This is a genomic window from Ottowia thiooxydans DSM 14619 (genome assembly GCF_000422885.1).
GTDB classification, from domain to species: Bacteria; Pseudomonadota; Gammaproteobacteria; order Burkholderiales; family Burkholderiaceae_C; genus Ottowia; species Ottowia thiooxydans.
The window spans coordinates 216246-228995 of record NZ_AUGX01000010.1 but is presented as its reverse complement, the minus strand read 5'-3'; the positions used below and the strand labels follow the sequence as shown (position 1 = coordinate 228995).

General features: G+C 58.4%; 10 protein-coding genes. 7 read left to right on the top strand and 3 right to left on the bottom strand.

The window, feature by feature from the left end:
- Positions 1-2: 2 nt before the first annotated feature.
- From G518_RS0108725 to G518_RS0108695, 7 genes are all read left to right on the top strand, one after another.
- Positions 3-824, top strand: coding sequence for an ABC transporter permease (locus G518_RS0108725; protein WP_028602210.1), 822 nt, complete (start codon positions 3-5; stop codon positions 822-824).
- A gap of 328 nt (positions 825-1152) precedes the next feature.
- Entirely contained in the window at positions 1153-1872 is a 720-nt protein-coding gene (locus tag G518_RS0108720; RefSeq protein ID WP_028602209.1) for a nitroreductase, read from the top strand.
- A gap of 163 nt (positions 1873-2035) precedes the next feature.
- Complete coding sequence (gene pncB / locus G518_RS0108715) at positions 2036-3229, top strand: nicotinate phosphoribosyltransferase (RefSeq protein WP_028602208.1); 1194 nt, start codon at positions 2036-2038, stop codon at positions 3227-3229.
- Between the two features lie 47 nt (positions 3230-3276).
- Positions 3277-4635, top strand: coding sequence for a sodium:proton antiporter (locus G518_RS0108710; protein WP_084651629.1), 1359 nt, complete (start codon positions 3277-3279; stop codon positions 4633-4635).
- A 32-nt stretch (positions 4636-4667) separates the two neighbouring features.
- Complete coding sequence (locus G518_RS0108705) at positions 4668-5669, top strand: 2-hydroxyacid dehydrogenase (RefSeq protein WP_028602206.1); 1002 nt, start codon at positions 4668-4670, stop codon at positions 5667-5669.
- 260 nt (positions 5670-5929) lie between these two features.
- A complete protein-coding gene (locus G518_RS0108700; protein ID WP_028602205.1) occupies positions 5930-7303 on the top strand; it encodes a DNA recombination protein RmuC in 1374 nt (457 codons plus the stop codon).
- The gene (locus G518_RS0108695; protein ID WP_028602204.1) at positions 7300-8499 is read left to right on the top strand and encodes an MFS transporter; all 1200 of its coding nucleotides are present in this window, start codon (positions 7300-7302) and stop codon (positions 8497-8499) included. Before G518_RS0108700 ends, G518_RS0108695 begins: the two co-directional genes overlap by 4 nt.
- A gap of 127 nt (positions 8500-8626) precedes the next feature.
- Here G518_RS0108695 and G518_RS0108690 read toward each other — a convergent pair whose 3' ends face one another.
- The 3 genes from G518_RS0108690 to G518_RS0108680 are packed head-to-tail and all read right to left on the bottom strand — an operon-like array spanning position 8627 to position 12704.
- Entirely contained in the window at positions 8627-9082 is a 456-nt protein-coding gene (locus tag G518_RS0108690; RefSeq protein ID WP_028602203.1) for a RidA family protein, read from the bottom strand.
- Between the two features lie 23 nt (positions 9083-9105).
- Positions 9106-10062 (bottom strand): transglutaminase family protein, encoded by a 957-nt coding sequence (locus G518_RS0108685; protein ID WP_028602202.1) that lies wholly within the window; start codon positions 10060-10062, stop codon positions 9106-9108.
- Positions 10059-12704 carry a circularly permuted type 2 ATP-grasp protein gene (locus G518_RS0108680; RefSeq protein WP_028602201.1) on the bottom strand — a complete coding sequence of 882 codons (2646 nt, stop codon included), beginning with the start codon at positions 12702-12704 and terminating at the stop codon, positions 10059-10061. Before G518_RS0108680 ends, G518_RS0108685 begins: the two co-directional genes overlap by 4 nt.
- Between the last annotated feature and the right edge of the window lie 46 nt (positions 12705-12750).

Sequence of the window (12750 nt, the reverse complement as noted above, 5' to 3'; positions counted from 1 at the left end):
TTATGAAAATCCGCAGCTCCTTGCCCTTGCCACTGCGTATTGCCGGCCCCGTGTTGATCGCGCTTCTGATGGCATTCGTGTTGTTGCCAGTGGTGGTGGTGACGCTTGCCTCCTTCAACGAGAAGGCGATCATCTCCTTTCCGCCCGATTCCTATTCGATGAAATGGTTCGTGCGAGCCTTCAGCTACCCGGACTTTCGGGAGGGATTCCGTGCCAGTCTGGTCATCACTGGATGGTCATCTTTCCTGGCGTTAGTCATCGGCACCGGCCTGTCTATCGCAGTCAAGCGGCTGGAGTTCAAGGGAAAGAAGACACTTCTGGCCATCTTGCATTCGCCCTTGGTCGTACCGCATTTCACACTGGGGTTGGGTCTGCTCATTCTGGTGTCCCAGGCTTCCATGCATCGCAGTTACGGGATCGTCATTTTGTGCCACGTCATGCTGGTGCTGCCGTTCGTGCTCCGGAGCGTCTATGTGTCAATGGAAAACTTGGACGAACGCCTGGAGCAGGCTGCGGCTAGTTTGGGCGCATCTCCGCTCAGGGTTATGTTCACGATCACGATTCCATTGCTTGCACCAGGATTATTCGGCGGCTGGCTGTTTGCGGCCATCATGTCTTTTAGCGAATTTACCGCTTCGCTCTTTGTGACGACGCAGGAAACGCAGACGCTGCCCGTGGCCATGTACAACTATGTGCGCGAGTTCGCTGACCCCACACTGGCGGCGCTCTCCGTCGTCTACATCGTTGTAACGGCCACCGTGCTGGTTTTCGCTAACTATTTCCTGGGGTTGGGGAAGATCCTCAACATTGAAGACAATCATTGACGCTGAATCGGGCCAGAGCCGCCCCCGGGCCCATGTTCCCGAGGCGGACACCAGCGGGAAAGGTCTTCGGTGTAGCAAGCCCTTGTCGATCGGAGCTTGCCTGGGTGCGGCGGTGGCGCAGAAGCCACATGGTTGAAGTTGGCTTCAACTACTGAGCGCTGGCAGAATGGACGCATGCATGAGCTCGCGTTCAGCCCGAGCACCGTGACGGTTGTTGCGCGCTTCGCATCATCGCCTCCAGGTGGATGGACTACGATGAATGTGGCAAGTTTGGCTGATCTTCGCGCAAGCTGTCGAAACCCCTGAGAGCCGTTCTGGAACAAATTTGATGTCTCAATTAAACGCTTTGATCCCCGATCCCAGCAGCGTCGACGCGGCGATTGAAAACCGGTTTTGCGTTCGCGCTTTCCTGCCGGATCAGGTGCCACGCGAGATGCTCGAAGAAGTTTTGCGCCTGGCTAGCCGTGCGCCCTCAGGCTCCAACGCCCAACCTTGGAAGGTCTATGTGCTGCAGGGCGCAGCCAAGGCAGGCCTGGTTGAGAAAACCTGTGCAGCCCATGATGCCTTGCGAGAGCACCCCGAACTTGAATCCAAGTTTCGGCCAGACTATGACTACTACCCACGGAGCTGGGTTGATCCCTACCGCGCTCGCCGTCGTCAGAACGGCTTGAGCCTCTATGGCTTGCTAGGGATTGGCAAGGGCGAGAGTGACAAGATGCACGCCCAGCACCAGCGTAATTTCAAGTTCTTTGATGCCCCCGTGGGCTTGATGTTCACGCTGGATCGTGGGATGGGGCAGGGCAGCCTGATGGATTACGGCATGTTCATGCAAAACCTCATGGTGGCCGCCCGGGCACGTGGTCTGCATAGCTGCGCGCAGGCCGCCTGGAACACTTATTCGAGCATTGTGCTGGAACATATTGGCGCGGGACCGCAGGAAATGCTGGTGTGTGGGATGTCGCTCGGCTTCCCGGACAAAGATGCGCTCGTCAATGAGTTCAGCACGCCCCGCGATCCGGTTCAGGCGTTTACGCACTGGCTTGAGTAAAGGCCCTCCGCAAAACCCGCCCTGCGTACCATCCCGACGTCACCTCTCTGCACCCACGACGGGCTTTGCGGAGGGGTCATCGCTCGGGAATTGAGCCGGGATCGATGGGCCCGGCTGGCTCCGGCTACACTGCCTGATACCCGGCTACAGAGAGACAAACCCCATGCCCGGCATCATCCAGAGCCTGCTTGATACCGACCTGTATAAATTCACCATGATGCAAGCCGTGCTGCATCAGTTTCCTGGTGCGCAGGTCGAGTACAAATTCAAATGCCGTTCACCGAACGTGCAGTTGACTCCCTACATCGAAGAGATCCGAGACGAGATTCGCCAATTATGCGAATTGCAGTTCACGGAGGACGAGCTCGATTACATGCGCTCCATGCGCTTCATAAAGAGCGATTTCGTTGATTTTCTGGGGCTGTTCAAGCTGAACCAGAAATACATCACGCTCACGCCGCAGGCTAACGGTGAAATCGACATTCGTGTGAAAGGCCCCTGGCTGCACACGATCATGTTTGAGATCCCCGTGCTGGCGATCGTGAGTGAGGTCTATTTCCGTAATACGCAGCCGAATCTGGATTGGGCGCAAGGCCGCCGCCGGCTGGCGGACAAGATTGCCATGTTGCGCACGCCGGGTCTTCAGGATTTGAAGATCGCGGATTACGGCACCCGCAGGCGTTTTTCGCGGGCATGGCATAAAGAGGTTGTTCAAACGCTGAAAAGCGAATTGGGCGCTGATAGCCCGCAGGGGCAGCTCACCGGAACCAGTAACGTGCTGTTCGCCAAAGAGCTTGGCCTTCGTCCCATGGGAACCATGGCGCATGAGTATCTGCAGGCGTGCCAGGCACTTGGCCCTCGGCTGCGAGACAGCCAGGTGTTCGCGTTTGAGAAGTGGGCTCAAGAGTACCGCGGCGACCTGGGTATTGCGCTCTCAGACGTTTATGGAATGAACGCTTTCCTGCGTGATTTCGATATGTACTTTTGCAAGCTGTTCGACGGCGCGCGGCATGACTCTGGAGATCCGTTCAACTGGGGCGAACGCATGATCGAACACTACCAGGCCAATCGCTGCGACCCGCGCACCAAGACGATTATCTTCAGTGACGGCTTGAGCATTCCGCGCTGCAAGGAGCTGTTCGAACGCTTTTCTGGCCGCATTCAGGTGGCTTTTGGAGTGGGCACGAATCTCACCAATGATTTAGGGCCGGACGCGCTTCAGATTGTGTTGAAAATGGTCAAGTGCAATGGTCAGCCGGTCGCGAAGATTTCAGACACCCCGGGTAAGACCATGGTGGAAGACGAAGGCTATCTGACCTACTTGCGCCAAGTATTCGAGCTCGACGTACCCCAGTGAGCGGCGGTAGAACTCTCATTTTCGGCGCGCTTGCCGGCTTGGCCGCCATGCCCGCCACTGCGGCCACGTTGGATGGCGCTACGTTATCGCCGGTATGGGGCGTTCCGTTTGCGGGCCTTTTGTTGTCGATTGCACTGCTTCCCTTGCTGGCGCACAGGCTTTGGCATCACCATTTCGGCAAGATTACTGCGGCGTGGGCCTTGGCCTTTTTAATCCCCTTTACGGTGGTTTTCGGTTCTGCCCCTGCGATGGCGGGCGTCGTGCATGCACTGCTCGGGGAATACATTCCTTTTATCTTGCTGCTCACGGCTTTGTTTGTTGCATCTGGGGGTATTTACATCCGGGGCAATTTGCATGGGTCTCCGCTGCTTAATACCGGAATATTGGCTGTGGGGGCCGTATTGGCCAGCATCATGGGCACCACGGGCGCCTCCATGCTGCTGATTCGCCCTCTGATTCGAGCCAACGACAACCGCAAAAGCTGCGTGCACGTGGTGGTATTTTTTATATTCATCGTGAGCAATATTGGCGGCTCCCTGACGCCACTGGGCGATCCTCCCTTGTTCCTGGGATTTCTGAAAGGCGTGAGCTTTTTTTGGACGGCGGGCCATATCCTGGGCGAAACCCTGTTTTTAGTGGGGAGCCTGCTAGGAATATTTTTTGTGCTTGACCGTTGGCTTTACGCCAAGGAAGGGGTGGTGCGCGCCGATCCCACGCCAGATTCACCGGCTTTTGGTTTTGATGGCGCTGTGAATTTCTGGTTTCTTTTTGCCACCATGGGATTGGTGTTGATGAGTGGGGTATGGAAGAGCGACATCGTGTTTGATGTCGCTGGCACGCCTTTGGGATTGCCGAGCATCGTGCGGGACCTCGGTTTAATCGTTGTCATAGTCGCTTCGCTCTATATCACTCCGGCGAAGGTGTATGCGGACAACCAATTTAGTTGGGCTCCCATGCAAGAGGTCGCCAAACTGTTCGCGGGCATCTTTCTCACCATTATTCCCGTCATTGCCATGCTGCAAGCGGGGACGAATGGCCCGTTTGGCGCCGTGGTGCGTGTGGTGACCAATGATGACGGCACGCCCAACCCAGTGATGTATTTCTGGATTACTGGGCTCCTTTCTTCCTTTCTCGACAATGCACCGACCTACCTCGTGTTCTTTAATACTGCGGGCGGAGATGCCCAGGTGCTGATGACCACCTTGGCTCCTGCACTCGCCGCCATCAGCGCTGGCGCCGTATTCATGGGGGCCAACACGTATATCGGAAATGCACCAAACCTGATGGTCAAGTCGATCGCCGAAGAACGGGGAGTGCGCATGCCGAGCTTTTTCGGTTACATGCTGTGGAGCTGTGGCGTTTTGATTCCGCTCTTCCTTCTTGTGACACTCTTATTTTTTCGCTGAAAGCGAAAGCCAGATAGAAAAGGATTTTTGGCATGAGCAAGCAACGTATTTTGATTGCACGGGCGATGTTCCCAGAGGTGATTGACAAGCTGGCGGTGCATTTTGAGGTTGAGTCCAATCAGGAGGATGCGCCTTGGTCTCAGGAAGAGTTTGCCAAGCATTTGGCAGATAAGCAGGGCGTATTCACCACCGGCAGCGATCGCATTGACGCGGCTTTGCTTTCTGCCTGTCCTCACCTCAAGATCTGCGCCAACATGGCCGTTGGGTACAACAACTTCGACATCGCCGCCATGACCGCGGCCGGAGTGTTAGGTACCAATGCGCCCGGTGTTCTAAATGAAACGACGGCTGACTTCGGTTTCGCATTGCTCATGGCAGCGGCCCGGCGAGTCAGCGAGAGCGAACATTGGTTGCGGGCCGGCCAATGGGATCGCTGGCGCTACGATCTCTTCGCGGGCACTGATATACATGGCTCCACGCTGGGCATCATTGGAATGGGGCGCATTGGGCAAGGCATTGCTCGGCGTGGTGCGCATGGCTTCGGTATGCAGGTGATCTATCACAACCGATCCCAGCTTGATGCCGCCACTGAAGCTGAGTGCAAAGCCCGTTACGTGGGTAAGGAAGAACTCCTGCGCTCTGCCGATCACGTGGTGCTGGTGGTTCCGTACACGCCTGAATCACGTCATACCATTGGGGCAGCTGAGCTGGCGATGATGAAGCCGACGGCCACGTTGGTCAATGTCGCGCGCGGTGGCATCGTGGATGACGCGGCCCTGGCCGCGGCCTTGCGGGAAAAGCGTATTGCAGCAGCAGGGCTGGATGTGTTTGAGGGCGAGCCAAGCGTGCACCCGGATTTGCTGACTGTTCCCAATGTGGTGCTGACCCCGCATATTGCCAGCGCCTCGAACGCCACCCGTTTGGCTATGGCGAATCTCGCGGCTGACAATCTGATTGGCTTTCTGATTCACGGCAAGCCGCTGACGCCACTCAACCTTGAGGCCATGGCGTCGAAGACTGCCTCTGCACCTTGATGCTCAGGTGGGAAACATCCCTAGCTAAGCACCGGAACGTGTGTCGATCTATGATGGCGATCACGTTCCAATACCGAATTGCGCCTAGGCGAAAAACGCCGTTTGCGCTGAGCCTGTCGAAGCGTTGCAACGGATTAATCCTTGTCCGACCTCATAGAGCCTCAGGAAAAGCCAAACTCAGCGCGAGCGGATTTGTATTGTTGAAAGCAAGATGGTCCTAGAACAATCGTTTTTCTCTGCGCTCCGCTGCCTCTGCCCGAATGCTGTCTGATATCCCCCTTGTATTTTGGATTCTCATCGCTGGGCTGTTGCTTAATAGCTTTCTGCTCATTGCTGTGCTGCTGCGCAAACCGCAGCGGCCTGAAGATGTAGCCTCACGCCAAGAGGTCCTGCAGTCAGTCAGCCAATCTTCGGAACGCCTGGAGCGCGAGATTCGCCATGAAGTGGCCGCGTCCTCAAGAGACGGACGGCAGGAATTCATGCAGATTCTCGGGACGTTCCAACGGGCGTTGACTCAGCAGAGCGCGGAGGCCACGCGCACCCAGAACACACAGATAGATGCCTTCGGCCAGCAACTGGCCCTGTTGCAGAAAACCTTGGCCGACACCTTGTCCACTCAGCTTCAAGCCGTGGGCGAGGGCAATGCACGCCGGCTGGGCGAAGTGCGCGCCACGCTTGAAACCCAGTTGAAGAGCATGCAAGAGGGCAATGCCGCCAAGCTTGAGGAAATGCGCCGCACGGTAGACGAGAAACTCCAGGCCACGCTGGAAACCCGGTTGGGAGAGAGTTTCAGGCAAGTAGCTGAAAGACTTGAACAGGTGCATAAAGGCCTGGGTGAGATGAACACATTGGCACAGGGTGTCGGTGATTTGAAGCACTTGCTCACCAACGTCAAGGCGCGGGGGATCTTCGGAGAGGCTCAACTGGCGAGTCTTTTGGAGCAGGTGTTTGCTCCGGAGCAATACGCAGCACAGCAGATCACTCGGCCAGGCACCAAAAACCCGGTTGATTTCGCGATTCGGCTGCCAGGGCGTGGGCAAGACGGCGTGCCTGTCTGGCTACCGATCGACGCCAAATTTCCGAACGAAGACTACGAACGCCTGCTAGATGCCCAGCAACGTGCGGATGCATCAGCAGCCGAATCCGCAGGCAGAGCGCTGGAGGCGCGTATCCGCCTTGAAGCACGCTCCATGACGGAAAAGTACGTTCAGCCGCCGTACACCACTGATTTTGCGATCCTGTTTTTACCTACCGAAGGTTTGTACGCCGAGGTGCTGCGACGCCCTGGCTTGATGGAGGCGCTGCAGCGGGAGCACCGCATCACACTCGCCGGCCCCACCACCTTGTTGGCCATGCTCAACTCCTTGCAGATGGGTTTTAGAACGCTGGCATTGGAGCAACGCAGCAGTGAGGTGTGGCAGGTTCTCGGGGCCGTCAAAACCGAGTTTGGAAAGTTTGGCGACGTTCTCTCACGCGTGAAGGAGCAGACTCAAACCGTGCTGAATACTTTGGATAAAGCCCAAACCCGTAGCAATGTCATGAACCGCGCGTTGCGTCAGGTAGAGGCCTTGCCCGATCATGAAGCCCAAGGCCTCTTGCCGGCTGAGCCCGACGTACAGAGAGAAGCGCCATGACCGGACGTGAACTGATGCGCATGGTGGGGGCGCAGGTGTGCGTGCATGGTGTGATGACCGGCACTAGGCTGGCGGCTCCCTTGCTTGCGCTGCAAATTGGTTACAGCGCTGCGCAGGTTGGCGTGATGTTGGCGCTCTTTGCCCTCTCGCCCGTATTACTGGCGTTGGCTGCTGGCAGGTTGGCTGACAAGCATGGCCTGCGTTTACCTATGCACCTGGCGATCGGCGGGGCCACTTTGGGCGCGGGCATTGCGGCTGTATGGCCCATTTTCCCGGTGCTCTGTGTTTCAGCGCTGCTGACAGGTGCTGCCGCGGCTACTACGCAAATCTCCATGCAACGTCATGTGGGGCGAGCAGCAAAGAACACAAGCGAGCTGAAAGCGGTGTTCAGCTGGATGGCTATTGCACCAGCCCTGGGAAATTTCCTGGGTCCGTTGATAGCAGGAATTGTGATTGACCATGCCGGTCCCGAGCCCGCGCATGAATGGGGCTTCCGTGCCGCCTTCGCCGTTCTGGCACTGATGCCCATGATTACCCTCTGGTTGCTTCGGGGGGCGCACGAGGTGCCACCTGAGCCCGCCGAAGAAGCTCCTGCAAACCGCTCGGTATGGGATCTCTTAAGCGTGCCGCAGCTTCGTTTGCTGCTCCTGGTGAACTGGATGCAGTCGGCGGCTTGGGATGTACACACCTTCGTGGTGCCGATTCTTGGGCACGAACGAGGTATGTCAGCGTCTACGATTGGTATCTTGTTGGGCGTGTTTGCCGCGGCAGCCGCAGCCGTGCGCGTGGTGCTGCCCATGTTGAGCGAGCGAGTTCCGGAATGGCGCGTCGTCATGGTTTCCACGGTGGTGGCCGCCTGCGCATTGGTCGCTTACCCACTTACCCCAGGAGCGCTGACGATGGCCGTGTGTTCTGCGGTGCTGGGCGTTGCGCTGGGTGCGGTGCAACCAATGATCATGAGCGTGCTGCACCAGATCACGCCACCCAATCGGCAAGGCGAAGCCATGGCTCTGCGGATCATGACGCTCAACTTCTCGAGCTTCCTGATGCCGATGCTTTTCGGCTCGCTTGGCGCGGTCCTGGGTGTGGGCGGCCTGTTCTGGCTGGTAGGCGGCTTGTTGGCGGCAGGGGCGCCTTCAGTCAAAGGCTTGCGCGTAGACGAGACGCCGACACCTCGCTCCGGCGATCAGCCGTAGCGGCATTCAGCTGCCGTTGGCTGGGGACTTTGATGTTCCGCCTTCAGGGCGTTGGGATGTCCTTTGAAGAGACGTGCTCGTCCCGAAGCACGTCTTTTTACCCGACATTAAACGCCGTGCCGGATTCTCACTCGACTTCGGCAATCAACTCGATTTCTACGCAGGCTCCCAGCGGAATCTGTGCCACACCGAAGGCGCTACGGGCGTGCTTGCCGGCTTCGCCAAATACTTCGCCAATCAAATCAGAGCAGCCATTGGTGACCAGATGCTGTTCTGTGTAGTCTGGGGTGGAATTCACCAGACTCATCACTTTAACGATCTGTTTGACCTTGTTCAGATCTCCCACCGCCGCGTGCAAGGTGCCGAGCAGATCGATGGCGATCGCCCTGGCTGCCGCTTTGCCTTCTTCTGTACTCAGGTTCTTGCCGAGTTGGCCGACCCAAGGTTTGCCATCCTTGCGGGCAATATGACCGGAGAGAAAAACGAGCTTGCCGGTCTGCACGAAAGGCACGTAAGCGGCCGCAGGAACGGCGACCGGGGGAAGGGTGATGCCGAGTTGCTGGAGTTTCTGTTCGATGCTCATAGGTGAATGCTTGGAAGTTTCAGTCAAAGAGTAGGCGCAAGCGGAGGGGCAAGCGCGGGGGCGTCGGCCAGTGATAAGGCCTCGAAGGGCTCCACTGTAACGCCCACGCTCAGTCGATGGTCGCCCGCGCCCTGGATGACGCCTCGCATGGGCGAAATGTCTGCATAGTCGCGCCCTACAGCAAGTCGGATGTAATCTTCCCCGGGAGTGCCCCAACCATGACGGTGATTGGTAGGGCAGAGGTCATACCAGCCATGGCCGCCGTTTTTTGCCGCCACATCTGGCAGGAATACCGATACCCAGGCGTGCGAAGCGTCACTGCCCACCAGGCGGGGCATTCCGGGCGGCGGCTGAGTGAGCAGATACCCGCTGACGTAGCGAGCCGGCACCCCCATAGAACGCAGGCAAGCCAACATGACTTGTGAAAAATCCTGGCACACGCCACGCCGGTTCGCGAGGGCTTCCGCGGCCGGAGTGTTGATTTCAGTGCTGTCTGAGGCGTAGGTGAACTCAGTATGGATGCGGTGCATCAGGTCCATTGCCGCGCTCATCAATGGCACGCCGGCCTGAAATGACGGACGGGCGTAGTCGGCGAAGGCCGGGCCGGGATGAACGTAAATGGATGGGTAGACGAACTCGGCCGCTGGATGCCATTGGATGTCTGCGTGGTAGATGAAAGCATCCCGCACGGCTTCCCACGTCATTGGGCTGACCACTATCTCCGGTGCGTTCGTGTGGACCAGACTCGTGGACCGCACGAGCAAGGAGTCGTGCGGTTTGTCGATCTCGAAAAAAGAACGGACGTTGCGATAGATATCAAGGCGCTCATTCAACACCACGGGGTCTGGCGTGACCTGCAGCTGATAATCCAGGCGTTCCTGGCAGCGTGTATGCGGTGGCTTGAGGTGCGCCATATGCAGCGCCATCCCGACAGGGGGCGAATAGCTGAAACAAGTGTCGTGCGTGATGCGTAGTCTCATGCGCCTACGCTCCGTCCGGCCTCACCCGTGTGGGTGAAGTGTCTCAGGCTGATTTCCCGGGAGAGGCCGCTGCCGGTGTCTATGCAGTGGGTCAGGTATTCCTGCAAGTGGGTGAAATCGCCGATGTCATTGGCCTCGCATAACCTGGGCAGTTCTTCCGAGGTGAGCGGGCGAAGCCGCAGTGAGAGGTCTTCCAGATTGACCTGCTCATGCTGGTGAAGATCTTTCAGCAGTGCATTGAGCCCCTGTGTTACCCAGCCTAGGGAGCGTGGGTTCTGATGGTTCATCACCACATGCTCGATCAAGGCCGCAATGGCGCGACTGCGCTGGTAACGTGCGTGGAAAGAAATGGTGGAGTCGAATAAATCGAGCACTACGCCATACCCTGCCGCATCGTGCACCGCATTGGTGTAGAACCCTAGCGAGAGTGCCCCGGCCAAGTGGGTCAGCCTCTCGATGTGCCGTCCCACGAACAGCAAACGCCAGCCGTCATCTCGCCACATACTGTCGTTTTGCGCGCCAGTGATGCCGGCCAAAGCCTTGCTTGAACGGGCCAGGGCGCGCAGCGCATCGGAGCTGGATGGCGCGCTGCCGCCCAATTCACCGCAGTCGCCCAGGAAGCTCTCTTCTGCTTCCTTGATAAGGCTCCAGTGTTCGGGCGAAAGCCGCTCGCGCAGCGCCGCTCCGGCCTGACGCAGGCTACTCAGTGTGTAGCCTACGCTGGCGATTTCGGTGTCGCCAAGCGAGCGGATCAAAGCGTGTTCGAAGGCATACCGATCGTCAAGAGGCGAGGGCGTGTCTTCGGGAACAAGCCCTGCTGACGCTGCCAACTGGCCGAGCCACATCAGCAAGGGGTAGGAAGGTTGTTCGTCGCCGTCCAGGCTCTGCAAAATGATGCGAGCCAACCGGGTAGAGTTTTCTGCGCGCTCGGTGTAGCGGCCGAGCCAGAAAAGGTTTTCGGCCGCGCGGCTGGTGATCAGGCGTTCACGCCGCACCAGGGACGTGGCCGAGGGTGTGATGGCCACGAGCGAGGTGTAATCCACCTCCATGTCTTCGTGCAAGGGCTCGTCGTTCAGTACCCAGGTGTCTGCGCTGCTTCCGCCCATGGCCATGCTGGCCAAGCCGGCGCTGGCACTGACAAGGCGCGTCATTCCTCCAGGCAGCACCTGCCATGAGCGTATGCCGTCGCTGATGGCGAACACCCGCAAAATGGCTGACTGCGGAACGATGGCTGGCGCTTGCTGGTCTGCAAGCCAAGTGGGCATTTGCGATGGAGGAAGATAAGCCTGAACCGTATGTTCGTCGGGCGCGCGCCGGATATTTTCTGCCCAGGAGCGCAGGACCTCCGGGCTCATGAGGGGGCCCACGCCTGCCTGGAAATTGCTACGCGACAGAGACCAGGGGTAGGTTGCCTTGATCACGCAGCGATCCAGGATGGGCAACACTTCCTTCATCGCTGCGGGTTCACCGCACCACCAGGTATGAAGCGACGGCAACTTCAATGACTCGCCCAGCAGATGGCGGGCCAGCGAGGGCAGGAAACCTAGAAGGGCACTGGATTCGAGAAATCCCGCACCAGGGGCATTGGCCACCAGCACGTTTCCGGCTCGCACGGCTTGCAAGAGCCCGGGAACGCCCAGGCGCGAGTCGGGCCGCATTTCCAGGGGGTCTATGAATGCATCATCTACGCGCTTGATCAGGCAGTGCACCGGCTGCAGCCCCCGAAGGGTCTTCAGATACAAGCGTTCATTTCGAACCGTTAAATCGCCCCCCGTGGCCAGGGTGACGCCGAGATAGCGTGCCAGATACGACTGCTCGAAATAGGTTTCGTTGTGCGGGCCAGGCGTCAGCATGGCGATGTGAGAGTCGGCTCCGGCCGGTGCCAAGCGCTTCAGATTTTCGATCAACGAGCGGTAAGTGGCGGCCAGGCGCCGCACATTCATCGCTTGGAAGGCACGCGGAAACTGGCTGCTCACAGCCAGGCGGTTCTCCAGCAGATAACCTAGCCCCGAAGGTGCCTGCGTTCGCTGGGAAACTACCCACCAGTGGCCGTTGGGCCCGCGTGCGAGATCGAACGCGGCAATGTGCAGGTGCACGCCGCCCACAGGGGGGGCGCCATGCATGGAGCGCAAGTACTCAGGGTGGCCCTGCACCAGTGCTGCAGGCAACAAGCCATCTTTGAGCAAGCGGCGTTCGCCATAGACATCGGCCATGACGGCGTCGAGCAGGCGAACTCGCTGAAGCACGCCGGCCTCAATCTGGCGCCAGTCTTGAGACGAAATTAGCAGCGGAAACAGATCCAACGGCCAGGGCCGCTGCATATTGGTCTCATCTGCGGAGACGTTATAGGTGACGCCGTTGTCGCGCAACTGCCGCTCCAGGAGCGATGCGCGGCGGTTGAGCGTATTCCACCCATCATCACCGAGATGATGAAAAAACTGTGCCCAGGCAGGCGCCAGTGGAGCCTTGGAACCCCAGGGCAAGGACGCATTCTGAGGTGCCGTGCTCGCGTGGAGCTCGTCATAGTGGCCCGTATTGGCCGTGGGAAAGTGGGCGCCGGCTGGCAATGCCGGCGTGCCGAGGAGAGGCGAAGGCGATTCGCTATTCAAAACTCGTTTGTCGCTGGAATTTTCACGAGCCATTCTCGCATCTCAAGCACTCATCGTGTGAGATGGTCTTTAGAAGGTA